Below are 26187 nucleotides of genomic sequence, written 5' to 3'. Positions count from 1 at the left end.
CGGCAGTCTATGGTCGCCAACCGCACGCCGCAAGATGGCCGGCCCGGCCTGACGCCACGTCAGCGGCGGGAAATTCCGTGGCCGCCCCTGCCGTCCGGGCTGCGGCCGGGCCGCCGCGCAGGCCCCGCACAGGCCCCGCACAGGCCGCGGGTCCGGCGCGCTTTCTACGTCCCCGTGAAGACCGGCCGGCGTTTCGCCAGAAAGGCGTCGCGGCCTTCGGCGAAATCGGCCGAGTTGAACAGCAGGGCCTGGCCGTCGGCCTCCTGCGCCAGCAGGGCCTCCAGCGGCTGCGGCCCGCGCGCCAGCACCGCCTTGGTGAAGCCCTGCGGCAGCGGCGCCATGGCGGCGAACCGCCCGGCCAGGTCCAGCGCCGCGGCCAGGGCCCCGCCCGGCGCCGTCACCTGGTCGGCCAGGCCGATGCGGGCGGCCGTCTCGCCGTCGATCTCTTCCGCCAGCATCAGCAGGCGTTTCACCCAGCCGGCATTCACCCGCTGCGGCACCGTCCACAAGGCGGCCATGTCGGGCATCAGGCCGACCTTGCCGAACGAGCAGCAGAATTTCGCATCCGCCGCCGTCACCACCTGGTCGCACAGCAGGGCCAGCGACATGCCGGCGCCATAGGCATAGCCCTCCACGGCGGCGATCACCGGCTTCGGCCCGGCCGCCAGCAGCCGCACCAGCCGGTGCAGGTTGGCCAGGCGCTGGCGCCCGGCCACGCCGGCCACATTCTGCATGGTGGAAATGTCGCCGCCCGAGCAGAAGGCGCCGCCATTGCCGGTCAGCACGATGGCACGCACGCTGCCATCCGCCATCGCCGCCTCGACGGCGGCGATCAGCGCGGCGCGCAGGTCCAGCGACAGGGCGTTGCGCCGGGCCGGGTAATTCAGCCGGATCACCCGGATCGCCGCGCCCGGGCCGGTCGATTCGGCCAGGACCAGTTGTTCGTCTGCACTCATGTTTTCTGCCCTTTCCCGGTCTTTTCCCTGGCGGCGGCGTCGCTCTGCACCACCCGGCCTGCACAGTTTTTATACAGAGTGATTACTTCGAGATACGAGTGTCACCGAATAGCCACACATCCTGGCCACGCATTTGCCCTTCCTGCAGAAGTCGTTGAGACACAGCACCTTGTCTGATTATCTCGCGCTGGGATTTCATTTTGGAGGTAGCCCTATGAAAAAGGTAGTGTTCCAGGCGGCCCTTGTGGCGGCTGCCCTGGTCGCCGGTCAGGCCCTGATCGCCGGTCAGGCCCGCGCGGCGGATGAAGACCGCTTCAGCCTGACCGCCAGCCTCGGTGTGGTGTCGGAATATTATTTCCGCGGCATCAGCCAGGCCTACAGCAAGGACGATATCAAGCCGGCGATCCAGCCGGGCCTCGAAGGCGAGATGAAGATCACCGACTACGCGTCGGGCTATCTCGGCGTCTGGGGCAGCAATGTCGACTTCAACAACGGCACCGATGCCGAGGCCGACCTCTATGGCGGTTTCCGCTTCAGCTTCGGCGATGCCGGCCTCGATCTCGGCATGATCCACTACCACTATCTCGACCAGCCGGATGCCTCGCATCTGAGCTTCAACGAGTTCAAGGCGGTTGCCAGCTACGACTTCGGCTTCGCCGCCCCGAGCCTCGGCTACTACTACAGCCCGGATTATTTCGGCGCCTCGGGCAATGCCAGCTACGTCACCGCCGGCGTCTCCGTGCCGCTGCCGGTCACCGACTTCTCGCCGGAGATCCGCGCGAATGTCGGCCACCAGGCGATCGAGAAGAACGCCACCTGGGGCACCAAGGACTACATGGACTGGAATATCGGCATCTTCGCCACCTTCTTCGACTTCACCGTCGGCCTGCAGTATGTCGACAACAACCTGAAGAAGGCCGACGCCGCCAATACCGGCTGCCGCTCGACCGGCGATCCCTGCTCGGCCGCCGCCGTGCTGTCGGTTGCCTACAGCTACAGCTTCTGATCGCCCGATCAGACAGCCTGACGCCTGATCAGACCGCCGCCATCCCCCGGATGGCGGCGGTTCCTGTTTGCGGAATGCCCGCCAGCCGCCGCGCGCCGGCCGCATCGATGCCGCCCAGCCCATAGACGGACAGCCCCGCCGCCCGCGCCCGCGCCGCCAGCGCGGCGAAACGGACCACCCCCAGCCCGGCCGCGCCCGGATGGCTGGCGGTCGGGAAAACCGGCGAGACCAGCACCGCATCGCAGCCCGCCCGCGCCGCCCGCGCCACCGCCCCGGCATCATGGGCGGCCGCGGTGACGATCCAGCCCGGCCGCCGCCGCAGGCCCGGGGCATGATGCACCAGCCGCTGCGGCAGATGCACCCCGTCGGCGCCGGCCGCCAGCGCCAGCCGCGCATCGCCGGCCACCAGCAGCACCAGGCCGCGCCGCCGGCACAGGCGGGCCAGATCGCGCGCCAGCGCCAGCCGCCTGCCGCGCGGCCAGTCGTAATGGCGCAGGATCACCCCGCTGCCCGGCGCCAGCCGCGCCACGGCCGCGCGCGGATCGGGCAGCCGCGTCGTATCGGTCAGCAGCAGGGCGCGCGGCAGACGGCGGGGCTTTCGCCCCGGCGCCCGGGTTGCTAGCGTGCGCGGCATCCGTTTCGTCATATCAGCCCGTTTCGTCATATCAGCAAGGTGCCATGACCGACGCATCCCCGGAAGCCCCTGCCATTGCCGCCGGCCTGGCGGCGATCCACGACCGCATCGCGGAAGCCGCCGCCACCGTGCCGCGCGATCCTGCCGGCGTGACGCTGGTGGCGGTGGCGAAAACCTTCCCGGCCGAGGCCGTCGCCGCTGCGCTCGCCGCCGGCCAGCGCCATTTCGGCGAAAACCGCGTGCAGGAAGGCATGGCGAAATATCCCGGCTTCCGCGACAGGCATCCCGACCTGGTGCTGCACCTGATCGGCCCGCTGCAGACCAACAAGGTGAAACAGGCGGTGGCGCATTTCGATGTGATCCACACGCTGGACCGGCCGAAACTGGCCGAGGCGCTGGCGAAGGAATTCGAGACCTCCGGCCGCCGCCTGCCCTGCTTCGTGCAGGTCAATACCGGCGAGGAAGACCAGAAGGCCGGCTGCGCCCCGCGCGAGGCCGATGCCTTCCTCGCCGCCTGCCGCGCGCTCGGCCTGCCGGTGGTCGGCCTGATGTGCATCCCGCCGGCAGACGAGGAACCGGCACCGCATTTCGCCCTGCTGAACAGGATCGCGCAACGCAACGGCCTCGCCCAGCTCAGTATGGGCATGAGCGGCGATTTTGAAACGGCCGTGATGCTGGGCGCCACCCATGTCCGGGTCGGCAGCGCCATCTTCGGCGGGCGGCGCTATCCGCCGGCGGGCTGACCCGCAAACGAAAAGGGCCCGCCTGAAAGGCGGGCCCTGCGCTGCCGGAGCGGCGGCAATCAGAACTGCAGCGGCGTGGCCTGGCGCACACCCGGGATCGACTTCACCTTCTCGGCCACATCGGCCGGGATCGGGCCATCGACCTCCACGAGGCAGATCGCATCCTCGCCGCGGGAGGCGCGGCCGAGATGGAAGGTAGCGATGTTGATGCCGGCATCGCCCAGCACCGTGCCGAGCCGGCCGATGAAGCCCGGCTTGTCGGCATTGGTGACATACAGCATGTGCGGACCGAGTTCGGCGTCGATGTCGATGCCCTTGATCTCGACCACGCGCGGGTTCTTGTTGGCGAACAAAGTTCCCGACAGGTGGCGCACCTTGTCGGCATGGATGGTCACCTTCATCAGGGTCTGGTAGTCGCCCTCGCGGTCGTGCTTGACCTCGGAGACCTCGATGTTGCGCTCCTTGGCCACCAGCGGCGCATTGACCATGTTGACGCTGTCGAGCTGGCGGCGCAGCAGGCCTTCCAGCACGATGGCGGTCAGCGGCCGGGTATTCAGGGTCGCGGCATGGCCCTCATACTCGATCATCACCTTGGTCAGGTTGGCTTCCGCCAGCTGGCCGACAAAGCTGCCGAGCTGCTCGGCCAGCTTCATGTAGGGGCGCAGCTTGGGTGCGTCCTCGGCCGAGACCGACGGCATGTTCAGCGCGTTGGTGACCGCACCGGTCAGCAGGTAGTCGGCAATCTGCTCGGCCACCTGCAGGGCCACATTCTCCTGCGCCTCGTTGGTGGAGGCGCCCAGATGCGGGGTGGCGATGAAGCGCTCGTGGCCGAAAAGCGCATTTTCCTTGGCCGGTTCGGTGACGAACACGTCGAAGGCGGCACCGGCCACCTGGCCGGCATCCAGCGCGGCCTTGAGGTCGTCCTCGTTGACGAGCCCGCCGCGGGCGCAGTTGACGATCCGCACGCCCTTCTTGCACTTGGCCAGCGCCCCGGCATCGAGGATGTTGCGGGTCTGGTCGGTCAGCGGGGTATGCAGGCTGATGAAATCGGCACGGGCGAGCAGCTCGTCCAGTTCGACCTTCTCGATGCCGAGGCTGGTGGCGCGCTCGGGGGTCAGGAACGGGTCGTAGCCGACCACCTTCATCTTCAGGCCGATGGCACGGTCGGCGACGATCGAGCCGATATTGCCGCAGCCGATCAGGCCCAGCGTCTTGCCGTAGAGTTCGACGCCCATGAAGCGGTTCTTCTCCCACTTGCCGGCCTGGGTCGAGCGGTCGGCCTGCGGGATCTCGCGGGCCAGCGCCATCATCATGGCGATGGCATGCTCGGCGGTGGTGATCGAGTTGCCGAACGGCGTGTTCATCACGCAGACGCCGCGGCCGGTGGCGGCCGGGATATCGACATTGTCGACACCGATGCCGGCGCGGCCGACCACCTTCAGCTTCTTCGCCGCGTCCAGCACCTTGGCGGTGACCTTGGTGGCCGAGCGGATGGCGAGGCCGTCATACTCGCCGATGATGGCGAGCAGTTCGTCGGGCTTCAGGCCGGTCTTGATGTCGACCTCGACGCCGCGGCTTTTGAAGATATCGACGGCGGCGGGGCTCAGCTCGTCGGAAATGAGAACCTTGACCATGGGATGATCCTTGCGAATTTCGGAAACAGGCGAATTCCGGAGTGTCGGAAAGAGAGAAACGGGCGCGACCGGCCGGCCGCGCCCGGATCGGCTCAGGCGGCCGCGGCCGGCTTGTAGCTGGCCTTCACTTCCGCGAAGGCCCAGTCGAGCCAGGGGCACAGTGCCTGGATGTCGGCGGTTTCCACCGTGGCGCCGCCCCAGATGCGCAGGCCCGGCGGGGCATCGCGATAGGCGGCGATATCCATCGCCACGCCTTCCTTCTCCAGCAGGGCGGCGATCTGCTTGGCCGCCGCTTCCTGGTCCTTCGGTGCCAGCGCGGTGAACCACGGATCGACCACCTTCAGGCAGATCGACGTGTTCGAGCGCACGGCCGGATCGCCGGCGAGGAAATCGACCCACGGGGTCTTCGCCGCCCAGTCGGTGATGGCCTTCAGGTTGGCTTCCGAACGGGCGATCATGCCCTTCAGGCCGCCGACGCCCTCGCCCCATTTCAGGGCATCGAGGATGTCTTCGACGCACAGCATGGACGGGGTGTTGATCGTCTCGCCCTTGAAGATGCCTTCGATCAGCTTGCCGTCCTTGGCCATGCGGAAAATCTTCGGCAGCGGCCAGGCCGGCGTGTAGGTCTCCAGCCGCTTCACCGCGCGCGGGCTGAGCACGATCATGCCATGCGCGGCCTCGCCGCCGGTCGCCTTCTGCCACGACCAGGTGACGACATCGAGCTTGTCCCAGGCGAGGTCCATGGCGAAGACGGCCGAGGTGGCGTCGCAGATGGCCAGACCCTGGCGGTCGGCGGCGATCCAGTCGCCGTTGGGCACCTTCACGCCCGAGGTGGTGCCGTTCCAGGTGAAGACCACGTCGCGCGCCCAGTCGACCTGGCCGAGATCGGCGATCTCGCCGTAGCCCGCCTTGATGGTGCGAACATCCTTGAGCTTCAGTTCCTTGGTGATGTCGCCGCCCCAGCCGGAGCCGAAGCTTTCCCAGGCCAGCACGTCGACGCCGCGTTCGCCCAGCAGCGACCACAGGGCCATCTCGACGGCACCCGTATCGGAGGCCGGCACGATGCCGATCCTGTAATCGGCCGGGATGCCGAGCACCTTGCGATGCAGTTCGATCGCCTCGACCAGGCGCGCCTTGCCCTCTTTCGAGCGGTGCGAACGGCCGAGCAGGGCATTCTTCAGGATGTCGGGGGTCCAGCCGGGGCGCTTGGCGCAGGGGCCGGAAGAGAAATGCGCGGAGTTGGGGCGCGCAGCAGGCTTAGCCATGTGTCTATCCTTCCAGATAGTAAGCGCCCCGTTGGGGGGGCGTGTCCCGCGGCCCTTCTACCCGGACGCCGGGTCCGGCGCAATGGTCATTTTCATGACGGAGGCGGGGCCGGCGGGTCATTTCGCCGCAGGGCGCACCGGCCGGGGCGCACCGGCCGGGGCGCACTGGCCGGGGCGCACTGGCCGGGCGGTTCGCCGGGCCAGGGGTGCCAGGCCAAGCCGGACAGGTCAGGATTGTCAGGCCGCCGGCCGGGCCGGTCAGTCCGTCCGGGCCGCCTTTTCGGCCAGTTCCATCAGTTTCGGCGCCCGGTCGGAGACTTCCTGCAGGATGGTTTCTGCCACGGTCAGCCGCTTGCGGGCATCGTCGTCCAGTACGCCCTCGATATGCTCGCGGTCGATACGGTCGACGGTTTCCTTCAGTTCCCAGATGGTCGAGAGGAACACCTTCTGGGTGCCCATCGGCAGCACCTCGGTATTCTCCAGCGCCGGGAAAACCCGCAGCACCACATCGATCTTCATGCGCAGCAGATCGACGATCAGGTTGCTGTGATAGTCCTTCAGCTGTGCCAGCGCGGCGGGATCGGCATGCTCCATCCGGTCCTCGATCAGCACCAGCACGCCCTCGATCTCGGTCAGCGCCTCGCGGTATTCGTAATAGGGTTCGTAGGCCGCCTTGGTGATGCGCTCGATGGCGCTTTCGGCCATCTTCCTGGCCCGCCGGGTCTGGCGTTCCAGGGCCTGCAGCAGGCTTTCGATCTCGGTCTTGTTGTAGGTCTTCTGGCTGAACTTGGGCATGGCGGGGATAATCTGACAGGGCTGATGCAATCTAACCGGGAGGCCCGGCAGCGTCATCAGGCAAATGCCGTAACCAGAGCGAGAATTGCGAAGGCAACAGCCGTCGCACGCCTGACCCAGCGCAGCGGCAGCCGCGCCAGCACGCGGTGTCCCCACAGCACCACCGGCGCATTGGCCAGCAGCATGCCCGCCGTGCTGCCGGCAGTCACCAGCAGCACCGACTCAAAGCGCGCCGCCAGCGCCGTGGTGGCGATCTGGGTCTTGTCGCCGATCTCGGCCAGGAAGAAGACGAATAGCGTGGTGAGGAAGGCACCCCAGCGCCGCTCGCGCCCGGTCTCGCCGGCATCCAGCTTGTCGGGGATCAGGGTCCAGACCGCCATGGCGGCGAAAGACGCCGCCAGCGCCCAGCGCAGCACGCGCGGTTCGACCAGGCCCTGCACGAACACGCCGAGCAGGGCGGCCAGCAGGTGGTTGGCGATGGTGGCCAGCAGGATCGCCGCCAGCACCGGCAGCGGCCGGCGGTAGCGGGTGGCCAGCAGCAGGCTGAGCAGCTGGGTCTTGTCGCCGATCTCGGCGATGGCGACGAGGCCGGTGGTGGTCAGCAGGGCCGACATGCTGTCGGAAAACACGGACTGGGAAATGGGGATCACGGGGCCGTCTCGCATGGACCGGGCGGCGGATGCCAGAGGCCGTCCGTCGCCGCCCGGTCCGGGGTTGCGACGGTACAGGCCTAAGGTCTCGCCTTGCCGGTGGGCATGCTGGATGCCGGAACCGGCCCGGAAGCGCCAAGGCGGCAGGGCTGGTCGCCCGTCGCCTAGTCTGTTGACGTTCCCCCCGCTCAAAGCCGTGACACGGCGCGGCGGGCGGCTACTCCCCAAAGGGTGCGGGCGCAGGTTTAGCCGGCTTTGCCGGGCCGGGCAAGCAGGGCAGATGCCGGCGGTCACAGGATAGTCATGGCGATGTCCCGGTTATGTCGCGGCAATGTCTCGGGGATTAGCCCTAGTCTGCCCAGAGAGACGGGCGTTTTTCCCGGTGGACTACAGATTTCCATCCAGCCAATCATATAAAGGGGCATCCCATGAATACCGCACGATTTCTCCGGCGTGGCACCATGCTGGCAGCCATCCTGCTTGCCGTGGCCGCCTGCGAGACCCGGTCAATCTCGAATTCCGGGTATCAGACTTCCCGCCAAACGACCGCCAATCCATTCTACCGGGGCGAATTAACGGCCTATGACGTGCTTGGAGTCGACACTGATCGGCCGATCACCGAGGAGGACATCCGCAGGGCTGTCACCGAGAAGCAGCCGATCGGGATGCGCAAGGGCTCGACAATCATGCTGGTACAGTCGGGCGCACCCTTCCCCGACCACGACATGGTGGCAGCCCTCGAACGCTACTACACAGTGGCAGCCTTCACCGGCATGCCGCTGCCTGCCAGCAGCGAGGGCGCGAAATACGCACAGCTCTTCCGGCTGGCCGCGGCCAGAGGCGGATACCAGACTGTCGTGGTCTACTGGGGCATGCTGGAATCGGCCCGGGAAGGGACCGGTGCCAAGGTGCTGTCGTGGCTGCCGATCATCGGCGGCTCCATCCCCGACGAAACACAGGGCATGCGCATCCGCCTGATGATGGCAGTGATCGACGTGAAGACCGGACAATGGGACACCTTTGCCCCCGAACCCTTCACCGAAACGGCAGGCAGTTCGGACCGCGGCCGGGCCGTGGCAGACCAGAGACTGGTCGAGGACCTGAAGAGCCGCCTACCGGGCGGCCGCCGAGCTGCTGGTCCAGCGCTACAGCCGGTCATAGCTGGCCGGCAGCGAGAAAATACATTCTTATGCGAGCCCATATAAGGAATATTGCAATCTGGGATAAACAATCGTAGGGATCAAAACAGGAATAACGGCTCGGGCGGCTGCATGGTCGCGCATTGCAGGACGGTGGCGTTCCAGGGCATCGAGGTGATGCCGGTGGATGTGCAGGTGCAGCTTTCCAACGGCCTGCCGGCCTTTGCGGTGGTCGGCCTGCCCGACAAGGCGGTCGGCGAAAGCCGCGAGCGGGTGCGCGGCGCGCTCGGCGCCATCGGCCTGTCGCTGCCGCCGAAACGCATCACCGTCAATCTCGCCCCGGCCGACCTGCCCAAGGAAGGCAGCCATTACGACCTGCCGATCGCGCTGGCTTTGCTCGGCGCCATGGGCGTGCTGCCGCCGGATGCGCTGGAAGAGTATGTCGCGCTCGGCGAACTCGGGCTCGATGGCGCGCTGGGTCCGGTGGCCGGCGTGCTGCCGGCGGCTCTGGCCGCCCATGGCGAGGCGCGCGGCCTGATCTGCCCGGCGGCGCAGGGCGGCGAGGCCGCCTGGGCCGGCGATCCGGCGCGGGTGCTGGCGGCGCCCTCCCTGCTGGCCCTGGTCAACCATATCAGGGGCGCGCAGGTGCTGAGCCCGCCGGTGGCCGCCAGTGCCGCCGGCGACGACGCACCGGCCCCGGACCTGCGCGACATCAAGGGCCAGGACAGCGCCAAACGCGCGCTGGAGATCGCGGCGGCCGGCGCCCATAACCTGCTGCTGGTCGGGCCGCCCGGCGCCGGCAAGTCGATGCTGGCCCAGCGCCTGCCCGGCATCCTGCCGCCGCTGGATGCCGCCGAGATTCTCGAGGTCAGCATGATCGCCTCGCTGGCCGGCCAGCTGCCGGGCGGACGGCTGACCCGCCGGCGGCCGTTCCGCAGCCCCCATCATTCCGCCTCGATGGCAGCCCTGGTCGGCGGCGGCCTGCGTGCGCGGCCCGGCGAGGTCAGCCTCGCGCATCTGGGCGTGCTGTTCCTCGACGAGCTGCCGGAATTCAGCCGCCAGACCCTCGACTCCCTGCGCCAGCCGCTGGAATCCGGCCAGGCGGTGGTGGCGCGCGCCAATGCCCATGTCACCTATCCGGCGCGGGTGCAGCTGGTGGCGGCGATGAACCCGTGCCGCTGCGGCCATCTCGGCGATCCGGCCCTGGCCTGCGCGCGGGCACCGCGCTGCGCCGGCGAATACCAGGCGCGCATCTCGGGGCCTTTGCTCGACCGCATCGACCTGGCGCTGGAAGTACCCGCCGTCAGCGCCACCGACCTGTCGGCGCCGCCGCCGCGCGAAGGCAGCGAAGCGGTCGCCGCCCGCGTTGCCCGCGCCCGCGACATCCAGCGCGACCGCTATCGCAGCCATGGCATCCGCACCAATGCCGAGGCCGATGGCGAACTGCTCGACCGCGTGGCGGCACCGGAGCCGGCCGGCCGTGACCTGCTGACCGAGGCCGCCGGCATGCTGCACCTGACCGCGCGCGGCTATCACCGGGTGCTGCGGGTGGCGCGCACCCTGGCCGACCTGCAGGGCGACGCCGCCGTGCGCCGCATCCACATCGCCGAAGCGCTGGGCTACAGAAGGCTGGCCTTCGCACGGTGACGGGGCAGCGGCGAGGCTAGCGGTAACGGGGGTTTTCCCAGCAGGGAGACTGGACGGGAACCGCCAGGGCTGACGGCAGAGAGCCGGCCTTTTCCCTGGCCGTGTCTTTCGTGGCCGTCTGGCCGGCCGGCTGCATGGCCGGCCCCGCAGCCGCAACCTGCACCATGCCCATGCGGAATGGCTTCAGCGTGACCGGCATCGGCGTGGTCCGGCCCTCGCTGGTCCAGACCACCGCATTGGCGAAATGCCCGGTGAACGGCGCTGCAGCTGTGGTGGTATCGAAATCGGCCACGATGCGCGGGCGGCCGGACGGCCAATCGGCCGGCGGCAGGACACAGTTGAAGACGGCAATGATTCCCTGCATGTGCGGCGTCACGATGATCTGGTCGGCGCGCTGCATGCCGAGCGTGACGACGGTACTGCGCCACAGCCGCCCGCCCTCGAGAACGATCTGGCCCGGCCGGCCAATCTCGAGGGCCTGCTGCGTGAAGGTTGTCGAGACCTTGACATACGGTTCCTCGATGACCTGGAAACCGAGATGCCGCGATATATCAACCACCGAACGCGGCAGATCGATGCGAACCGGCTTCGGCTCCTCCATCATATTCTTCCTGCAGTATTCGAGCAGGTCTTTGCCGCGTGCCGGCGTATTGCCATCCGCGATGACGAACTCGCCCCGTGACCGCTCCGGCAGCCAGCAGCGGTAGATATAGAGGTCCAGCGTCCGCCACCAGCTCGGCAGCGATACCGTGGCCGACAGGGTGCGCTCGACAGCGACATGGCTGATCCGGCCGCCCGAACGGGCTGCCGGCGGCCGGATCAGCCAGCCGAACATCGTTTCACTGCGGTATTTCCTGGAAGCCCCCCCACTATTCCCGCGCTGCTCGGCAAAACCGACGACCAGCGGATGCCGCCGCAGACCCTCGTCGCTGCGGGCGCTTTCCCTGAAATAGGACAATGCCGCCGCCATATCGGCTGGACGGCCGGATGCGTTGCCGCGCACCTGCCCCAGCAGCTGCATCATCTGCCCGATCTCGGACCGGAGGTGGGTGCGCTCGGCCAGCTGCTTGGGATTCACCGCATAGGTGAACATCCGGTTTTCCTCAAGTGCCGTCTTGAGGGCATTCACACCGCCGTCCTTCGGCGTCAGCACCAGGCGGCAGCGATAGATCCCGCAATCCTCCACGGTGACAAAATAGTATTTGCTGACCAGCGACCGCGCATCCTGATCGCCCTCGGCATTCCTGATGATGTTGGCCAGATAATGCGCTATCGCCCGCCGCACCTGCGGCTCGCGCGAGGTATAGTCGCGCAGAATGGCTTCCGGCGGCAGGCTTTCGACCTTACAGCCCTGACGCGTCGCTTCCTGACGCAACTGGCATTCCAGGCTTTCCGACATGTGGCCGGCAATGCCCTTGACGCCGCCGGCTATTCTCTCGGCCGGATGCGCCGGCGTGACATGGAAGAAATCGAAAAGCAGGAAGTCGGCATCCAGTTTGTCGCGGACAGAATCCGGCAGTTCCGGGCAGGGCAGATCGTCGCCCTCGATATTCACGGTCCGGCCAGCTGACGGCCCACCGCCCTCCGCGCTCGTCGATGACTGCCGACACTGGATCGTGGCATTGACAAACCACCCCTTGATGACCTCCTGGATCGGGTCGGTGTGAGAGCCGGCAGCCCGCGGCACATTGTCCGGCCCCGCCTGCCTGCTGTTGAGCTTGCTGTCCAGCCCGGGATTCTTCTGCGCGAGGGCCCGGACCTGCATCTCGAACGACTGCGCCCGCCGCCGTTCCAGTGAGTATTTCAGGCCGTTGACGACATAGCGGTACAGCACATAGGCGCGACAGGTTGCGTCATGCACGGCGGCCTGCTGTTCCCCTGCAGGGGCCATGAAAGCCTCGCGGAACTCGATGCAGGAATCGACAATATCCGGGGTGATCGCGATTCCGGACAGCGCCTGCGGATACTGTGCGAGATTGCGCACGATCTCGCGGGTCATGTACTGGCCGATCCGCGCCAGATCCTGCCCCGTCGTCTTCTCGATCTCACCGCCTTTCGCCTGCGCCAGCTGCGTCAGATTGTCGACCGCCGCGTCATACTGTGTCTGCAGGTGGAAGCGCCATTCCCGGTAGATGTCCTCATAAGGCTCGCGCGGCAATTCGGGCTTGCTGCCCTCGCCCGCTTCCTTCGCCACGACCGCGATCAGGGCAGGCACGCTGGTTTCCGCAGTCGGCAGAACGGTCGCATTGAAATCGAGCCGGACAAGGGTATTGCCGGCAATATCGTGACTGTCGTCCAGTTCGGTCTGCATCAGCTCCTGCCGGATCGCATCGCGATAGGCGCTCTGATCGCGGAAACGGTCAATCGGCAGGGCTTCCAGCCGTGGCCCATCGGCCGCGACCGGCCGCTCTCTTTCAGGTTTCTCGGTTTCGCCGTCCTTCTTCTTGTCTTTCTCGGCCTCAGCCGGCGCACCGCCAAACCCCACCAGGGCCCGCGCCGCGATGCCGCGCCGGTCCATCTCGCTGCCGCGCGCCTGGACGGAGTCGAAGGCGCCGGTCGCCGTCAGCCTGACGGTGTCTTCCAGCATGGCCTGCAGCCAGTGCTGCTGCTGGAAACGGTCGTTGACCAGCCGCTCGCGGGTATAGACCACCGGATCGGCAATCAGGATCAGGCCCCTGCCGCGATCGCCATCGGCCCAGGGCATCCGGCGGTACCAGTCCCAGCCGGCCCACAGCATCACGCCATGCGCGCCATACAGCACCAGACAGGCCACGACGACAGCGCCGGTCCCTTTCAGGCCGGTGCGAATGCGCGGATGGTCACCCAGTCGGTACGAGGCCATCAGTCATCCCTCCCACAACTGCCGCCGGCCGGGCCCGCGAAGCCGAGCCGCGTCTCCAGCGCGCCCAGTACCGTTTCCAGCACAGCCTTTTTGGTCAGCCGACAGTACAACGTCTCGGTCACATCAAGGCGGCCGGTCTCGGCCAGCTTGTTGGCCGGCGCGCCGCCGCCGCAGAACCGGAAACACGGGCAGTCGCGCCGGCAGGCGGCCACACCCGCATCGATCTCGCGCTGCAGGGCGTGCAGATACGGTTGCGCCGTCATGTCCTGCAGGCTGTCGCGATGCACATTGCCGATGATGAAATCGCCGAGCCGCGCATCGCGCAGGCCGAGCAGTTCCGGCGAGAAGGTGCTGACATTGCCGTCGACATCGACGCAGAGGATGCCGAAGGCATCGGCCTGGTGGTTGGCCGCCTGCACGTCCGGCGGGCCGGCGATGGCCGCCGCCGCACCGGCCAGTTCGCGGACGACGATGGCGCTGCCGGGCGCGGCCAGCGCCCGGTCCAGGAAATGCCCGAGGAAAGCCCCGTAGGCAGCCTCGGCACCGGCGAAGTCCATTGACGAGCGGCGCTGGGCGCCATCCTGCTCGTCGTAATTGAAGCCGACCTGCCGGATGCCGTGCGCGGCGAAGAAATCGTGGATCTCGGCGGCGTGGCCGAGACTGTCGGCACTGAGCACGGCGATCACATGAAACGGGATGCCGGCCGCCTGCAGCACGCGAACCCCCGCCATGGTGCGGTCGAAGGTTCCGCCGCCCGTGCGGGTACGGCGATGCGCATCGTGCAGCGCCTGCGGCCCGTCGAGGCTGACGCCGATCTGGATGTTGTGGGCGCGGATGAAGGCCGCCCAGTCCGCGTCCAGCAGCGTCGCGTTGGTCTGCATCGCATGGCTGACCGACAGCCCCGCCGGTCGCAGCCGGTCGATCACGGCGAAGGCCTGGTCGTAGAACCGGCGCGGCACGGCGAGCGGTTCGCCGGCATGCCAGACGATGCTGAGATGGCCGCCAAGCATGTCGCTGCCGAACACCCGGTCGAGCGCGCGCTCCAGCGTGTCCAGGCTCATCCGGCGGCGGTTGCCGCGATCCGGCAGATAGCAGTAGTCGCAGTCGATGTTGCAGAAGGCCGAGGGCTGCAGGACCAGCAGGTCGATGCGCGGCATGCTGGCGGCCGCCCGGATGGCCGGGACGATGGCCGGGGCGATGGCGGAGGAACTGGCTGTGCGGATCGCCATGATCGTCGCCCGCGCGTCAGAAGTTGCGCCAGAAGTTGCCCCAGTTGTTCCAGAAATTGGGCCAGTTCGCCCAGTTGTACCATTGCGCGAAGCGCCGGGCGGCGCCCGCGCCATCGTCTGCCCCGCCCTGGCCGCCGGCGCCGGATGCATCGGTCGTCAGCGCCGCGCGCACCCGCGCCACCCGTGCCTCGAAACCGGAGAGGCCGGAGACCTCCGGCTGCGGCGCAGCGGCCGCCGCACTGCCGGCACCGGACAGGGAAAACGCGGCCAGCAGGATTGCCGGCAGGCCACGTGAAGCACGTCGGAACTTCGCCCCGAATCCCATCATGATCCGCCCCCAGTTCATGACGCCTTCATATCTTTAAAGTAGCAATCTATTAATCATGCAACCATATGTCAAATAATCCTTATTTTCTGCTGATTATTGGTGTATGCACCTGCTGAAATACCATGAAACCCGACCACTTGTCTTGGATGCGCTGGTGAAATCAGGGCATCCAAGACACCGGAATGTTGCCACCCACCCCGCACGCCGTCAGCGCAGCACCAAAATCATCGCAGGCCGGCAGCCGCGGCATCCACTGCAGTGTTCTTATTTAACCTGGATGAAATTGCGCAAATGCCGGTGAGATGTTCGCGGCGACATACCGAGACGCTCCTGAAGCATTTGCCCGGGCGGTTGCGCCGGCCGCAATCAATCTCGCCCGGGCTCCGGCTCTGATCGCGCAGAGAGTTGTCGAGATGTCTCTGCATCACAGACAAGGCAAAATACACGATGGTGCGGATTGATCGCCGCATTCCACTGTACAGCATTCCGCTGTGCCGCATGCAGCTGCAATCTCGTGAACGGGATTGCCATGACTGCTTCGCGGATCTGCCTCCCATCGCCGGCATACGGTCCACACGGACCTCGAAGCACCCTCTGCGCAGAAGTGGTGCATCAGGCCTGCCGTTGTGAACAGGCGGATTGTTTACGATAGCATTCATCCGCGAATATCCGTCGTGACAGCGGTGGCGCGGAGGGTCCGGTTCCACTACGCTCCGCGGATAATCGTCATGGAGTTCGGGGAAGACGTATTGATGGCTCGTGATGCTGAATCTGGCGCCCCCAGCGCTGCGACATCACTCGAGTTCTTCAGCCAGATCAGCCAGACCGAATGGCCGCAGATCCCCAATCCCTGGGCAGCCGGGATCGCGGCGCTTCTGTACCAACTCGAGCAGACGCAATGGTGGCCGGAGGCTGATCTTGCCGAACGGCAATGGCGGCAGACCAAGGCAATTCTGCAGCATGCCTGGGCGACGACACCGCTCTATCGCGAGATCTACGGGCGGGCGGGCCTCGCACCGGATGATATCCGCTCGCGGAAAGACTGGCAGCGCCTGCCAGTGGTCGACCGGTCGATGCTGCAGGCTGCCGGCGCGGCCTGGCGGAGTGACAGCCCGCCGCAGGACCATGGCGCCCTGCTGCAGCATTTCACCAGCGGATCATCGGGCCGGCCGCTGCATTCCATCAGCACCACGCTGACCCATCTGTTCAAGACCGCACTGGTGCTGCGCCAGCATCAATGGGCCGGTCGCAAGCTGGGCTGCAAGGCGGCATTCATCGAGGAAGTGGATGGGGGCGCCGCCGCAGGCATACGCCATTCCGGCACCTGGGAAAAAGCCACCGAGCATGTGGTGAGAACGGGGCCCGCCCTTGCCATCAGCCTGCGCCTGGACACGGCCACCCAGCTGGAACAGCTGCGCGCCTTCGAGCCGTCCTACCTGATAGCCTATCCTTCCGTGATCGAGGCGCTGGCGCGGCACTGCCTGTCGCACCGGATTTCCCTGCCGTTCCTGCAGCAGGTCGGCTGCTTCGGCGAGGTGCTTGACCCGGCCTGCCGCACGCTTGCCCGGCAGGCATGGAATGTGCGGATCGTCGACATGTATTCCGCCAAGGAGGCCGGTCCGATCGCCCTGCAATGCCCTGTGCATGACTGCTATCACGAGCAGCCGGAAGCCATGCTGGTCGAGATTCTCGATGCCGATGGCCGCGAATGCCGGCCGGGCGAGACGGGCCGGGTGGTGCTGACGTCGCTGCACAATTTTGCCGCCCCCCTGATCCGCTACGAAATCGGCGACCTGGCAACCCGAGGCAGGACCTGCGCCTGTGGCCGCACATTGCCCGTGATCGAGCGTATCCTCGGCCGCCAGCGCAACATGCTGCGCTATCCCGACGGCAGTGCCCGCTGGCCGAGCCTGAGCGAGACAGGCTTTGCCGCCGTTTTCGCACAGGCCGGCGACATGCCGCCGGTGCAGCAGTTCCAGCTGGTCCAGCACAGCCTTGCCCGGATCGAGGCCCGGCTGGTCACCGCCCGTCCCTATACCGCGGCCGAGGAGGCTCTGCTGGCGGATTACCTGCATGGGGAATTCGGGCCGCACTGGCAGATCGATTTCAGCTATCCGGATGCCATTGCGCGCGGGCCGACCGGAAAATTCGAGGATTTCCTGTCCCATGTGGCGCCGGAAGCCATGCCGCCGGATGCAGGACCGCAGGAGGGGGACGCCGCATGATCGCGTCCCTAACCGAAGCCGATCTCGACGAGATCATGGATTTCGAGGCGGCCGCCTTCGCCGCAGACATGCAGGCCAGCGCGGCAACCTACCGGGCGCGCTTCCGCCTCGGCCATGTCATGCTGGGCTACCGGCAGCAGCAGGCGCTGCGCGGCGTGATTTCGTTTTCCTACGGCCAGTTCGACCCGCGCGACCCGGCCACCCTGCCGGCCGATTTCAAGACCTGGTCGATGCAGCCGGTGCCGCCGGTTTTCGACACCGTGTTCATCTACAATCTCGGCCTGCGGCCCGGCACCCGCGGCACCGGCGCGATCCAGGCCCTGATCGTCGGTGCACTGCGGCGCGCGGTGGCCGATGGCTGCCGCCAGGTGGTGGGCGAAGGGCCGATCCCCTCCTATGCCGGCGCCGGCCACGTGCGGGCCAATCCGGACATCCGTTCCGCGCTGGATGCCTATGCCGCCGGCGGCCCGGAGCCGGATGGCGAATTGCTGTTCCGCGATCCGCATCTGGCGTTGTATCGCCGCATCTCACCCTGCCGGATTGTGCGGGTGATGCCGGGTTTCCTGCCATCCGACACCGCCAGCGGCGGCTTCCGCGCCATGCTGTACCGCGACCTGGTGGCCTGCCCGCCGGCACCGGAGGACTAGGCCCGGCGCCCGGTCCGCTACCTGCGCCGCTTCGGCCAGGTGCCGTCGATCTTGCGCGCCTCATGGAAACAGGCGCTGGCGACATCGCCCATCGCCTGCTGCACGCCGCGCAGATAGCCGACCGCCCGCTGGTGCCCGCGCAGCTGGCGGTGCACATCCGGGGCCTTGCCCTGCCCGGACGGCGCTGCGGCCCGGCCGGCCGCCAGCTCCTGCTGCAGCAGCTGGCGCCCGCGCGGCGACAATGCCTGCATGCGCTGGCCGATGGCATCGGCCACCAGTTTCCGCGCACCGGGCAGATCACGTCCCTTCAGTGCCGCCCGCGCATCATTCTCTCTCGCCGCCGCCGCCTGCGCGGCCGTACCGCCGGTGCCGCGGCTGTCCGGCTGCCGCATCCAGCCGGCCAGGCCCATCTTGTTCGCCACGGCACGGTCGAAAGCCGCCTGCTTGCGGGAATCCACGTCGCGACCGGTCTGTTTTTTCATACTCGCGCAGCCTCCCTATCTGTTGCCGATCAGCGCGCCTGCGGTGTCCCCAGCAACCTGATGCCGGCACCGGCGGGCTGTTCTCGGCTATCTCCAGGCTGGCCCCGGTTTGCTGTTGGGAATACTCCCTGTTGCCTGAGCGGCGTATAGCTTCACCAAGGCGAGAACCCCTTTAAGATCTTCCCGAGTCCCGTTATCGAGACCTGACATCCCAGAAAAATTGAGTCCTTTATCCTTGACGACCTTCGCTTTCATCACAACGTGTTTGCAGATGTAGCTGTCGGGAGGCTCACGTCCCCATTGCCCGACAGTCTTGACCGTGACCTGTATGCCGCATCCGCTATCCGACCATGTCTTCAGCGCTTTGTTGTCCGGTGCCGCCTTGAGCAGGGCCTTGTAGAGTTGATTCAGATAATAGACCGCCTTTTTTAAGTTTGCTTCATACCCCCTCATATCAGCATTGGCCTGGGAGGTCAGGATTGTCATGTTCTTCCAATCTTTCCCGTCTCCCCCGAGATCGGAATTCAGCATATGTCCGGCGATGAACTTGCATTTTCCTTCGTATGTATTTCTGGCCGAGGTTATGCCTGAAGGCAGTCTCGGGTTGGCATCGTTTGCGCCGCCGCGATCCGATTTCGGACCAAGAATAACCTCGATTTCCGCGCTCCCTGCGGCCGGATCACTTTTCCCTGTATAGTCCGGGAGCTCCTTGCTTACAGCAAGGTTGTCCAGCCAGTGCTCCAGGCTTGGGCGGTGAACCCTTGGGGCTGTAGCATCATGTTCAGAATTGGCTTCGAGCCTTCGTCTCTTTGGCACCCGTTCATCAGGATCGGCCTGCGAAGGTCCCGGACCGAACGATACAGGGGCCTCTCGCTCAGTTTTTCTTGACCCAGGTGGTCTTACCGGCGGCTGATAGTTTTGGCCTGCCGGCCCTTTTCTAACCTTCCGGAGCGTCATGATTCTCCCTCCTCCATGCTGGAGCCGTTCGCCTCGGCCGGCTGTACCGGCAGTGATGCGGGCTATGCCCGCCTCCCCCGCATCGCCTGGGCATATTTGATCCTGGCGGTTCCCACGTCCGTCTGAATCTTCATCAGTCTGCCCATTGACTTTGGCCGCTCGTGGTCATCGTCATCACTGCCCTCCGGCGGCCGCCGGCACAGGGCGATAGCGCGGCCGAGCAACCGGTCGGCAGCCTCGAAATCGTGATGCTGCAGCAGCGCGTTGCGCGCCGCATTCTCGGCGCTCTGTTCCGGGGCGGTGCCGCGCCCCCGTTCGTCCCGGGTGCCATCCACATTGGGCTCGTGCAGCCAGCGATCCAGCACGGAGCCGGCCGGCACCGCCGTGCTGAAAACCGCCGCCTGCCTGTTTTTCTTCTCGTCCCGCCTGAGCCGGTCCTGCTTTTCCGCCTGCCGGCGCTGCTCTTGCGTCGGCACCGTCTTCCAGCGGCCATCCTTCGGCGCTGGGCGAGTTGCAACCGGTGGCGGCGACGAAGATCGTGAAGACGACGAAGGCGTCGGAGATGGTGACGAAGATCGTGAAGATGACGAGGCGGGCGGAGGTGGTGGCGCTGGAGGTGGTGGCGCTGGAGGTGGTGGCGCTACGAAACCTGCTGCAGTAGCCGGCAGAGCGATGGTACCGTTGCCATCCCGAAAGCAAACGGACTTCATGCGGTTCGCCATGTTTGTAACCGTATTAAACTCCCCCGGGGAGAGGGGGATAGGACGGGGTCCGCTGTACCTTCTTTCATAGCTGAAGCTGACATCATACCCGGACGTCCTCGGATTCCAGTCCCAGTACCAGCCGCAAGCTTTCTCGCGATTGGCGATGTTGTAGATCGAGATGTGAAAGCTCTTGATCCTATCCAGCTCAAAGCTCTCGATGGTTGCGTGGATGTTGAAGGATGTAGATGTGACATTGAACTTAGGAGACAGGCCGTTGTGTCTGAGGCCACCCGCGTTGAATCCGGAAACCTCCTTTTTTTCGCTGTAGACTTTCCTCATGTCAGGTGGCATCGATTCCTCCTGAGGTCGGAGTTGACTGGTAGGGTCAGCGAGCTGACTGAACCTAGGGGATAACCATCATCGCTCATGGCGGCCTCGTCGCCTGTCATCCCGGCCCGCCGGGCGGGCCCGGGGCAGGCGGCGGCGCTGCAGGCTGACGCCGGCCGCCGGCATCGGGATGCCGTCATGCCCGGACTCGGTGAAGCAGATTGCCCGCATGCCACGGGCCAGTTCCCGCGCCGCGGTCAGCACGCCGGAGGTGCCGACGGCGCCGATGTCGACGTGATTGCCGATGGCATAGGACAATGTGTCGTCTGACGGGGAACTCAGTGCCAGTCCCACAGGCCGAACTTGCGCCGGCCGCTGGTATCCTGGCTGGCGGCTATCCAGTTCGGATAGTGATAGATCGAGATATGGAATGCCTTGATCCGTCCGGCCTGGTCCTGCCGCTCGATCGTGACATGGATTTCGAAGGGCCCGGAATACTGTTTGAAACGGCCGCCATCGCAGGCATTCCAGCGCCCCTGGCCGGGCATGAAGCCCGGGATCGGCGACTGGCCATAGGCCTTGCGGGGATCGGTGGGCGGCGACATGGCAGACAGTTTCCATTGGCGCCTATTGCCGCACACCGGTACCGGTCCAGCCCTTCGCCTTCTGCGCGGCTGCATAGAATTTCGGCAAGGCCAGGGTGCGCATCCGCCCGCCGCGGTTGAAGGCGCCCTGGCAGAAGCTGAATGCAGATTTCAGCTCTTCCTTTTCGTGCCGTGCCTGCGTATCAGCGCCGGGTTCGAAGCCTTTGACGTAGTTGAGCATAGTGATGCTGAAGGTCTGCAGATCTGTATCGTCGTGTGTGCCAAGCGTCGTCGCCCCGAGGGCCATGATCACATCCGGCGTGTATTCCCACGCTTCCTTTTTCGATACGGCCTTTTTCAGCTTCGCTTTCAGCGGCATTCGGCTCCCTCCGGCTAAAGGTCTCCGGTCGCAGCAGGCGCTTCCGCCAGCACTGACATCCCCCGCCTTGCATTCTCGGCCAGCGCCGCATCGCGGCTGGTGGCGATGCAGGCCTCGAACCAGCGGCGGGCCTGCGTCGCGTCGCGCAGGGAGCCCGTGGCGGACTGGTGCAGCAGGGCGAGATTGTACTGCGCCGGCGCATGGCCCTTCTCGGCGGCGCGGCGATACCAGCCGGCCGCCGCGGCAGGATCATTCAGGTCTTCGTCATGCAAGCTGCCGAGCATGAACATGGCGTCGACATTGCCCTGCTCGGCCAGCCGGTCCAGCCACTGCGCGGCCCTGCGCGGGTCGCGGTCGACATCCTTGCCCTGCGCATACATCATGCCGAGCGCGTAGATCGCCTCCGGCATGCCTTTCTCGGCGGCCCGGGTGAAATGCTCCAGCAGGCGGACCGGATCGCGCGGACCGCCCAGGCCCTGGGCATGGAGCAGGCCAAGCTGGAAATCCGCGGCCGGATGCCCCTGCCCGGCCGCCAGCCCGAACCAGTGGCGGCTGCGCCCGTAATCCTGCAGCACCAGTTCGCCCTGCAGGTATATCCGGCCCAGTTCGAACTGCGCCAGCAGATGGCCCGCTTCAGCCGCGCGTTCCAGCCACGACACGGCCTCGATGCTGGCAGTGCCGGGCCGACGGCCCTCGCGGATCATGAGGCCGATGGAATAGGCCGCATCGGCATTCTTTGTATCAAGCTCCAGCGCGCGACTGAACCAGACAAAGGCCTGTTCGTCATCGCGCGGCACACCGCGGCCATCCTCGTAAAGCCGGGCCAGCGTGACCGCGCCCGCGGCAGACCCGGCCAGGGCCGCCCGTTCGAGGCAGTATCGGGCATGATCGTCGCTTTGCGGCACGCCGGTACCCGACAGGAACATGGCCGCCAGATTCAGCTGGGCCTGCACATGGTCCTGCTCGGCCGCCCGGCGATACCAGGCGGCCGCGACCTCGCTGTCCTGCTGGACGGCCGTGCCGAAATAGTAGCACTGGCCAAGCAGGTACTGGGCCTCGCGGTTGTTCTGTTCGGCCGCCTGCGTCCACCAGTGGACCGCCTTCTGCGGGTCGGGCGCGGTGTTGAGACCGAGATGATAGGACATGCCGAGATAGAACTGTGCCACCACGTTGCCGGATTCCGACAGGGCGGCCAGCTGTTCGATGCTCATGCCGGTCTGGTCGGGACTGATCAGCACTGTCACGTCTCCTGCATGATGGTCCTGCCGCCGCTCAGCGGTCGAGGATGAAGGTTCTGGCGCCATCCTTCTCGGAGGCGACCCATTTGCGGTCTTCCGAAGTGAAGCTTAGTTTCGCCTTGTGCAGCTGGCCGGCACTCCTGCCCTCAAGCTCGCCGCCCCCGACCAGAATCTGCAGGTCGGGCTCCTCATCGAGGCCGTCGAGGCCGCCCGGGATTGCCGCGCCCAGCACGCTGCCGACCTGCTGCGTCGTCCAGCTGCGGATCGCATCGGTGCGGGCGGCATCGGTGCGGGTGTCGCCGCCGGCGGCGGGTGTCGCCGCCGCGCCGAACATGCCACGCAGTCCGGCCAGCAATCCGGCCTGCGGTCGCGCCTGGTGCATGCGGTAGAAGAAGTTTTCCGTCGCCAGGGTCAGCAGGTGCTGCAGGGTCGCCTTGTCGGATGGCGGCTCGGCCAGGATTTTCTGCACGGCGTCGATCAGCTCGTCGGTGCCGCTCTTCCAGTCCTCGTCGCGGAAGGCTCGCTGGCCGAACTGGCTGCGGAACATGTCGCTGTTCGGCAGATCATGCAGCAGGTCGCGGAACCGGTTGACGATGTTGCGGCCGATTTCCGGCTGTTTCATCAGGCTGGCCAGCTGCGTGGTCGCCCCCACGGCGAAATTCACCTCGACCTCGACAGTCTTCAGGCTCATGCGCGGAACCGGAAAGCCGCGCAGGTAATCGTGCTGCAGATAGCGATCGGCGATCTGCACCGATACCTGATCGGACAGGGTCCGCCCCTTGGACAGCGCCTGCATCAGCGCTCCGACGAAATTGCCGACAGTGATCATGACCAGACAGCCATATTACCTGACCCCGCAGATGTGCCGGATGGGGGCGGCCGGGCGTCGACGCCTGGCCCGTGATGCCAGCGCCGGCCGCGCCGGCCCCGTCTGGCGGGAATCGGGCGCGTTACGCCGGCCGTATTGGAGCGGGCCGGAAAGCTAGTTTGCCGGTGTGCCGCCGCCGCCGGCGCCGCCGCTCTGGGCCGCGAGGGCCTTCGTCTGCGCCGCGATCGATGCACTCATCACCTGCTGGATCAGCGACGACTGCTGCTGAATGACGCTGGAAAAGATGTTCAGCACATTCTGCATGCCGCCGGGCATCTGGTCCTGCACCGCATGCACGGTGACATGCAGGCTGTAGGTGTCGTCGATCACCATGTCGTTCTGGTAGGTGTTCTTGTCGGTCACGCTGCAATTGAAGGTCGTGCCGAAATACTCGCCGCTGGCGGAGCCGGTCGTCGTCGCTTCATTGCTTTCCTTGGTGGTGTGCGTGGAATGCAGCGAGACATTGAGGTCGATGGTCATGCTGTCGACACGAATGAACGGGATCGGCAGCATGGTCAGCAGCGGCACCTTGATGACCAGCGCATCGCCCGAGGGACCGCCGGCGACGCTCCCCATCATCTGGCCGTAGTCGAATGCGACGACCTTCAGCTTTTGCGGGCCGGTGGCGGCCCCGCCGCTACTGGGTTCGAATGCCGTAGCCTGGATGAACTGCGTGGTGACATTGGCGGCCTGGGCCTGCGCGGTGATGACCGCCTCAAGAGGCCCGCCGATGATCTGGGCGAAATCAAGCGCCGCAAGTTCTTTACCTTGGCTAAGCATGCCTTACCCCCCTCTGTGTCAAGCTGTGTTGTTTGTGTTGAGCTGCTTCAGTGTTGGACTGCCTTTGGGTTGAGCCGCTACCGATGCCATTCAACTGAATTCTCTTCAGCTGACCTCTGTCACAACAAAAGCCGCTGCGTCTGCATTCCCCCGGACAGACAGCATCTGCGCATCCAGCAGATACGCCTTCTAGCATACACAGATTGAGTTTTTAAGTAGGTTTGGTTGTATTTTTTGATAAAAATTTATACCTAATATAGTATTCACCCCTCGGACCTGCCTCCATACACCAGCGATATCTGCCGCACGCCCTGTCCCGATCCTTTCGACGGCTTCTGCAGCGGCCGGGGCGGCTTGCATTCCCGGAGCTTTAATTTACAGTGTACATTAATAACCGGGACGGAAACACGAAGGGTCAGCACGGCGCCATGCCGAAAATCCTCTCGCAGGACGAGATCGATGCCTTCCGCGCGCGGCTCTGCGCCGCCGCCGAGAAGCGCTTCGCCGCCCAGGGCGTTGCCGGCGTTTCCCTGCGCCAGCTGGCCGGGGATCTCGGCTGCTCGGCCATGACCCCCTACCGCTATTTCCGCGACAAGGACGCGATCGTCGCCGCCGTGCGCACCGCGGCGCTGGACAGCTTCGCGGAAGCCCTGGAGACCGCGGCCCGCAGCGAGGGCAGCGCCCGGCGCCGCGGCCGTGCCGTGGGCGAGGCCTATATCCGCTTCGCGCTGGACAACCCGGACCGCTACCGCCTGATGCACGAGGCGCTGCAATGCGATCCCGGCGCCTTCCCCGATCTCGCCCGCGCCCAGGCGCGCTCCCGCCGCACCCTGACCGACTATATCCGCGACCTGGTCGCCGAAGGCGAACTCGAAGGCGACCCCGAGGTGCTGGGCTATGTCTTCTGGGCCACGACGCATGGACTGCTCAGCCTGCAGCTGGCCGGCCGCATCGCCGGCAGCCCCGATTTCGACACCCTGTACCGCACCGCCATGCGCCTGCTGGCCAGAGGCGCAGCGCCCGCTGTGATGCCCAGTGCGGCAGCCACAGCCGATGACAAGCCCGCGCGGCAGCGCCGCCGCGCCTGACACAGCCACCAGAACACCAAGCCCGGAGGAAACACTGCCATGCCCATTCCCAGCGTCATGAACGGCAAGCTCAGCCTGCCGGTGATCGGCTCGCCGCTGTTCATCGTTTCCGGCCCCGATCTCGTCATCGCCCAGTGCAAGGCCGGCATCGTCGGTTCCTTCCCGGCGCTGAATGCCCGGCCGAAGGAACTGCTGGAGGAATGGATCATCCGCATCAAGGAAGAGCTGGCCGCCTACCAGAAGGCCAACCCGAACGCCAAGGTGGCGCCCTTTGCGGTGAACCAGATCGTGCACGGCTCCAACGACCGGCTGGAGCATGATGTCGAGATCTGCATCAAGCACCAGGTGCCGATCATGATCACCTCGCTGCGGCCGCCGGCCGACGTGGTGAAGGCGGCGCATTCCTATGGCGGCATCGTCATGCATGACGTGATCAGCGTGCGCCACGCCGAGAAGGCGCTGGAGCAGGGCGTCGACGGCCTGATCCTGGTCTGCGCCGGTGCCGGCGGCCATGCCGGCACGCTCAGCCCCTTCGCACTGGTTTCCGAGGTGCGCCGCTTCTACCAGGGCACCATCGCGCTGTCGGGGGCCATTGCCAACGGCCGTTCGATCCTCGCCGCCCAGGCCATGGGCGCCGACCTCGCCTATATGGGCACGCGCTTCATCGCCACCAGGGAAGCCAATGCCGATGCGACCTACAAGCAGATGCTGGTCGAAACGGCCGCCACCGATATCGTCTATTCGCCGCTGTTCACCGGTGTGCATGGCAACTACCTGAAGCCGAGCATCGCCAGGGCCGGCCTCGATCCCGACAACCTGCCCATTGCCGACAAGACGACGATGAATTTCGGCTCCGGCGGGGGTTCGAAATCCAAGGCCTGGCGCGACATCTGGGGTGCCGGCCAGGGCGTCGGCAGCATCGATGACGTGCCCAGCGTCGCCGAGCTGGTCGGCCGGCTGCACCGCGAATACGACGAGGCGCAGGCCCAGCTGATGGCCGCCCGTTTCGCGCCCGCCGCCGTCGCCGCCGAGTAAGTCGC

27 protein-coding genes are annotated in these 26187 nt (G+C 66.3%); 9 read left to right on the top strand and 18 right to left on the bottom strand.

Annotated elements, in window-relative coordinates:
- Positions 1-164 precede the first annotated feature (164 nt).
- Positions 165-956 (bottom strand): enoyl-CoA hydratase/isomerase family protein, encoded by a 792-nt coding sequence (locus ACEQZY_RS17550; RefSeq protein ID WP_370156159.1) that lies wholly within the window; start codon positions 954-956, stop codon positions 165-167.
- Between the two features lie 214 nt (positions 957-1170).
- Between ACEQZY_RS17550 and ACEQZY_RS17545 the strand changes: the two genes are divergently transcribed.
- On the top strand, positions 1171-1962 hold the full coding sequence (locus ACEQZY_RS17545; protein WP_341705835.1) for a TorF family putative porin: 792 nt from the start codon (positions 1171-1173) through the stop codon (positions 1960-1962).
- A 28-nt stretch (positions 1963-1990) separates the two neighbouring features.
- Here the strand turns inward: ACEQZY_RS17545 and ACEQZY_RS17540 are convergent, their stop codons facing one another.
- Positions 1991-2608, bottom strand: a complete 618-nt coding sequence (locus ACEQZY_RS17540) for a thiamine phosphate synthase (protein WP_370156157.1) — start codon at positions 2606-2608, stop codon at positions 1991-1993.
- A gap of 32 nt (positions 2609-2640) precedes the next feature.
- Between ACEQZY_RS17540 and ACEQZY_RS17535 the strand changes: the two genes are divergently transcribed.
- Positions 2641-3339, top strand: coding sequence for a YggS family pyridoxal phosphate-dependent enzyme (locus ACEQZY_RS17535; RefSeq protein ID WP_370156155.1), 699 nt, complete (start codon positions 2641-2643; stop codon positions 3337-3339).
- 59 nt (positions 3340-3398) lie between these two features.
- On the opposite strand, the gene serA is transcribed toward ACEQZY_RS17535, so the two are convergent.
- The 4 genes from serA to ACEQZY_RS17515 form a co-directional block, all read right to left on the bottom strand.
- Positions 3399-4973 carry a phosphoglycerate dehydrogenase gene (gene serA, locus ACEQZY_RS17530; protein ID WP_341705180.1) on the bottom strand — a complete coding sequence of 525 codons (1575 nt, stop codon included), beginning with the start codon at positions 4971-4973 and terminating at the stop codon, positions 3399-3401.
- Positions 4974-5065: 92 nt separating this feature from the next.
- Complete coding sequence (locus tag ACEQZY_RS17525; protein WP_370156152.1) at positions 5066-6238, bottom strand: phosphoserine transaminase; 1173 nt, start codon at positions 6236-6238, stop codon at positions 5066-5068.
- 258 nt (positions 6239-6496) lie between these two features.
- Positions 6497-7033 (bottom strand): hypothetical protein, encoded by a 537-nt coding sequence (locus ACEQZY_RS17520; protein ID WP_341705182.1) that lies wholly within the window; start codon positions 7031-7033, stop codon positions 6497-6499.
- A gap of 56 nt (positions 7034-7089) precedes the next feature.
- Positions 7090-7683 (bottom strand): TMEM165/GDT1 family protein, encoded by a 594-nt coding sequence (locus tag ACEQZY_RS17515; protein WP_370156150.1) that lies wholly within the window; start codon positions 7681-7683, stop codon positions 7090-7092.
- 461 nt (positions 7684-8144) lie between these two features.
- Here ACEQZY_RS17515 and ACEQZY_RS17510 point away from each other — a divergent pair, with 461 nt between their 5' ends.
- Both ACEQZY_RS17510 and ACEQZY_RS17505 read left to right on the top strand, forming a co-directional pair.
- Positions 8145-8888: a hypothetical protein gene (locus ACEQZY_RS17510; RefSeq protein ID WP_370156148.1), complete on the top strand. Its 744-nt coding sequence runs from the start codon at positions 8145-8147 to the stop codon at positions 8886-8888.
- Positions 8889-8954: 66 nt separating this feature from the next.
- Positions 8955-10469, top strand: a complete 1515-nt coding sequence (locus tag ACEQZY_RS17505; protein WP_370156146.1) for a YifB family Mg chelatase-like AAA ATPase — start codon at positions 8955-8957, stop codon at positions 10467-10469.
- Between the two features lie 16 nt (positions 10470-10485).
- Here the strand turns inward: ACEQZY_RS17505 and ACEQZY_RS17500 are convergent, their stop codons facing one another.
- Genes ACEQZY_RS17500 through ACEQZY_RS17490 form a run of 3 tightly spaced genes read right to left on the bottom strand, consistent with a single transcriptional unit; the run spans position 10486 to position 14886 of the window.
- Positions 10486-13311 carry a hypothetical protein gene (locus tag ACEQZY_RS17500; protein WP_341703438.1) on the bottom strand — a complete coding sequence of 942 codons (2826 nt, stop codon included), beginning with the start codon at positions 13309-13311 and terminating at the stop codon, positions 10486-10488.
- Positions 13311-14540, bottom strand: a complete 1230-nt coding sequence (gene grrM, locus ACEQZY_RS17495; protein ID WP_370156144.1) for a cyclophane-forming radical SAM/SPASM peptide maturase GrrM/OscB — start codon at positions 14538-14540, stop codon at positions 13311-13313. Before grrM ends, ACEQZY_RS17500 begins: the two co-directional genes overlap by 1 nt.
- 16 nt (positions 14541-14556) lie before the next feature.
- The gene (locus ACEQZY_RS17490) at positions 14557-14886 is read right to left on the bottom strand and encodes a hypothetical protein (RefSeq protein WP_341703436.1); all 330 of its coding nucleotides are present in this window, start codon (positions 14884-14886) and stop codon (positions 14557-14559) included.
- A 734-nt stretch (positions 14887-15620) separates the two neighbouring features.
- On the opposite strand from ACEQZY_RS17490, the gene ACEQZY_RS17485 reads away from it, so the two are divergent.
- Together ACEQZY_RS17485 and ACEQZY_RS17480 are read left to right on the top strand one after the other, a co-directional pair.
- The gene (locus tag ACEQZY_RS17485) at positions 15621-17093 is read left to right on the top strand and encodes an AMP-binding protein (protein ID WP_341703435.1); all 1473 of its coding nucleotides are present in this window, start codon (positions 15621-15623) and stop codon (positions 17091-17093) included.
- Complete coding sequence (locus ACEQZY_RS17480; RefSeq protein WP_341703434.1) at positions 17090-17740, top strand: hypothetical protein; 651 nt, start codon at positions 17090-17092, stop codon at positions 17738-17740. The genes ACEQZY_RS17485 and ACEQZY_RS17480 overlap by 4 nt, the downstream gene beginning before the upstream one ends.
- Positions 17741-17757: 17 nt before the next feature.
- Here ACEQZY_RS17480 and ACEQZY_RS17475 read toward each other — a convergent pair whose 3' ends face one another.
- The 3 genes from ACEQZY_RS17475 to ACEQZY_RS17465 all read right to left on the bottom strand — a co-directional run bounded on the left by ACEQZY_RS17475 (position 17758) and on the right by ACEQZY_RS17465 (position 19655).
- A complete protein-coding gene (locus ACEQZY_RS17475; RefSeq protein WP_370156141.1) occupies positions 17758-18222 on the bottom strand; it encodes a hypothetical protein in 465 nt (154 codons plus the stop codon).
- Between the two features lie 87 nt (positions 18223-18309).
- A complete protein-coding gene (locus ACEQZY_RS17470; RefSeq protein ID WP_341703432.1) occupies positions 18310-19179 on the bottom strand; it encodes a hypothetical protein in 870 nt (289 codons plus the stop codon).
- A gap of 62 nt (positions 19180-19241) precedes the next feature.
- A complete protein-coding gene (locus ACEQZY_RS17465) occupies positions 19242-19655 on the bottom strand; it encodes a hypothetical protein (RefSeq protein ID WP_370156139.1) in 414 nt (137 codons plus the stop codon).
- 62 nt (positions 19656-19717) lie between these two features.
- Here ACEQZY_RS17465 and ACEQZY_RS17460 point away from each other — a divergent pair, with 62 nt between their 5' ends.
- Positions 19718-19840: a hypothetical protein gene (locus ACEQZY_RS17460; RefSeq protein WP_341703430.1), complete on the top strand. Its 123-nt coding sequence runs from the start codon at positions 19718-19720 to the stop codon at positions 19838-19840.
- Between the two features lie 460 nt (positions 19841-20300).
- Here ACEQZY_RS17460 and ACEQZY_RS17455 read toward each other — a convergent pair whose 3' ends face one another.
- The 6 genes from ACEQZY_RS17455 to ACEQZY_RS17430 form a co-directional block, all read right to left on the bottom strand.
- Entirely contained in the window at positions 20301-20528 is a 228-nt protein-coding gene (locus tag ACEQZY_RS17455; protein ID WP_341703429.1) for a hypothetical protein, read from the bottom strand.
- 20 nt (positions 20529-20548) lie between these two features.
- Entirely contained in the window at positions 20549-20815 is a 267-nt protein-coding gene (locus ACEQZY_RS17450; protein WP_341703428.1) for a hypothetical protein, read from the bottom strand.
- Positions 20816-20837: 22 nt separating this feature from the next.
- Positions 20838-21173, bottom strand: a complete 336-nt coding sequence (locus ACEQZY_RS17445; protein ID WP_341703427.1) for a hypothetical protein — start codon at positions 21171-21173, stop codon at positions 20838-20840.
- A gap of 14 nt (positions 21174-21187) precedes the next feature.
- Complete coding sequence (locus ACEQZY_RS17440; RefSeq protein WP_341703426.1) at positions 21188-22411, bottom strand: hypothetical protein; 1224 nt, start codon at positions 22409-22411, stop codon at positions 21188-21190.
- A 34-nt stretch (positions 22412-22445) separates the two neighbouring features.
- On the bottom strand, positions 22446-23240 hold the full coding sequence (locus ACEQZY_RS17435) for a hypothetical protein (RefSeq protein WP_341703425.1): 795 nt from the start codon (positions 23238-23240) through the stop codon (positions 22446-22448).
- Positions 23241-23393: 153 nt separating this feature from the next.
- On the bottom strand, positions 23394-24059 hold the full coding sequence (locus tag ACEQZY_RS17430; RefSeq protein ID WP_341703424.1) for a DUF2589 domain-containing protein: 666 nt from the start codon (positions 24057-24059) through the stop codon (positions 23394-23396).
- Between the two features lie 428 nt (positions 24060-24487).
- Here ACEQZY_RS17430 and ACEQZY_RS17425 point away from each other — a divergent pair, with 428 nt between their 5' ends.
- On the top strand, positions 24488-25147 hold the full coding sequence (locus tag ACEQZY_RS17425) for a TetR/AcrR family transcriptional regulator (RefSeq protein WP_341703423.1): 660 nt from the start codon (positions 24488-24490) through the stop codon (positions 25145-25147).
- Between the two features lie 39 nt (positions 25148-25186).
- Positions 25187-26182 (top strand): nitronate monooxygenase family protein, encoded by a 996-nt coding sequence (locus tag ACEQZY_RS17420; RefSeq protein WP_341703422.1) that lies wholly within the window; start codon positions 25187-25189, stop codon positions 26180-26182.
- The last annotated feature ends 5 nt before the right edge of the window (positions 26183-26187 follow it).

Origin of the sequence: Ferrovibrio sp. (assembly GCF_964218355.1) — a bacterium.
GTDB lineage: Bacteria > Pseudomonadota > Alphaproteobacteria > Ferrovibrionales > Ferrovibrionaceae > Ferrovibrio.
The sequence above is the reverse complement of the archived record's forward strand: the minus strand, read 5'-3'. Positions and strand labels throughout refer to the sequence as shown.

Coding starts and splice junctions, on each gene's coding strand:
- ACEQZY_RS17450 (WP_341703428.1), bottom strand. CDS start 20,815: ATGTCGCCGCCCACCGATCCCCGCAAGGCCTATGGCCAGTCGCCGATC.
- ACEQZY_RS17430 (WP_341703424.1), bottom strand. CDS start 24,059: ATGCTTAGCCAAGGTAAAGAACTTGCGGCGCTTGATTTCGCCCAGATC.
- ACEQZY_RS17480 (WP_341703434.1), top strand. CDS start 17,090: ATGATCGCGTCCCTAACCGAAGCCGATCTCGACGAGATCATGGATTTC.
- ACEQZY_RS17475 (WP_370156141.1), bottom strand. CDS start 18,222: ATGAAAAAACAGACCGGTCGCGACGTGGATTCCCGCAAGCAGGCGGCT.
- ACEQZY_RS17540 (WP_370156157.1), bottom strand. CDS start 2,608: ATGACGAAACGGATGCCGCGCACGCTAGCAACCCGGGCGCCGGGGCGA.
- ACEQZY_RS17535 (WP_370156155.1), top strand. CDS start 2,641: ATGACCGACGCATCCCCGGAAGCCCCTGCCATTGCCGCCGGCCTGGCG.
- ACEQZY_RS17470 (WP_341703432.1), bottom strand. CDS start 19,179: ATGACGCTCCGGAAGGTTAGAAAAGGGCCGGCAGGCCAAAACTATCAG.
- ACEQZY_RS17500 (WP_341703438.1), bottom strand. CDS start 13,311: ATGGCCTCGTACCGACTGGGTGACCATCCGCGCATTCGCACCGGCCTG.
- ACEQZY_RS17505 (WP_370156146.1), top strand. CDS start 8,955: ATGGTCGCGCATTGCAGGACGGTGGCGTTCCAGGGCATCGAGGTGATG.
- ACEQZY_RS17420 (WP_341703422.1), top strand. CDS start 25,187: ATGCCCATTCCCAGCGTCATGAACGGCAAGCTCAGCCTGCCGGTGATC.
- ACEQZY_RS17525 (WP_370156152.1), bottom strand. CDS start 6,238: ATGGCTAAGCCTGCTGCGCGCCCCAACTCCGCGCATTTCTCTTCCGGC.
- ACEQZY_RS17550 (WP_370156159.1), bottom strand. CDS start 956: ATGAGTGCAGACGAACAACTGGTCCTGGCCGAATCGACCGGCCCGGGC.
- ACEQZY_RS17445 (WP_341703427.1), bottom strand. CDS start 21,173: ATGCCGCTGAAAGCGAAGCTGAAAAAGGCCGTATCGAAAAAGGAAGCG.
- ACEQZY_RS17490 (WP_341703436.1), bottom strand. CDS start 14,886: ATGAACTGGGGGCGGATCATGATGGGATTCGGGGCGAAGTTCCGACGT.
- serA (WP_341705180.1), bottom strand. CDS start 4,973: ATGGTCAAGGTTCTCATTTCCGACGAGCTGAGCCCCGCCGCCGTCGAT.
- ACEQZY_RS17510 (WP_370156148.1), top strand. CDS start 8,145: ATGCTGGCAGCCATCCTGCTTGCCGTGGCCGCCTGCGAGACCCGGTCA.
- grrM (WP_370156144.1), bottom strand. CDS start 14,540: ATGGCGATCCGCACAGCCAGTTCCTCCGCCATCGCCCCGGCCATCGTC.
- ACEQZY_RS17520 (WP_341705182.1), bottom strand. CDS start 7,033: ATGCCCAAGTTCAGCCAGAAGACCTACAACAAGACCGAGATCGAAAGC.
- ACEQZY_RS17425 (WP_341703423.1), top strand. CDS start 24,488: ATGCCGAAAATCCTCTCGCAGGACGAGATCGATGCCTTCCGCGCGCGG.
- ACEQZY_RS17485 (WP_341703435.1), top strand. CDS start 15,621: ATGGCTCGTGATGCTGAATCTGGCGCCCCCAGCGCTGCGACATCACTC.
- ACEQZY_RS17435 (WP_341703425.1), bottom strand. CDS start 23,240: ATGATCACTGTCGGCAATTTCGTCGGAGCGCTGATGCAGGCGCTGTCC.
- ACEQZY_RS17545 (WP_341705835.1), top strand. CDS start 1,171: ATGAAAAAGGTAGTGTTCCAGGCGGCCCTTGTGGCGGCTGCCCTGGTC.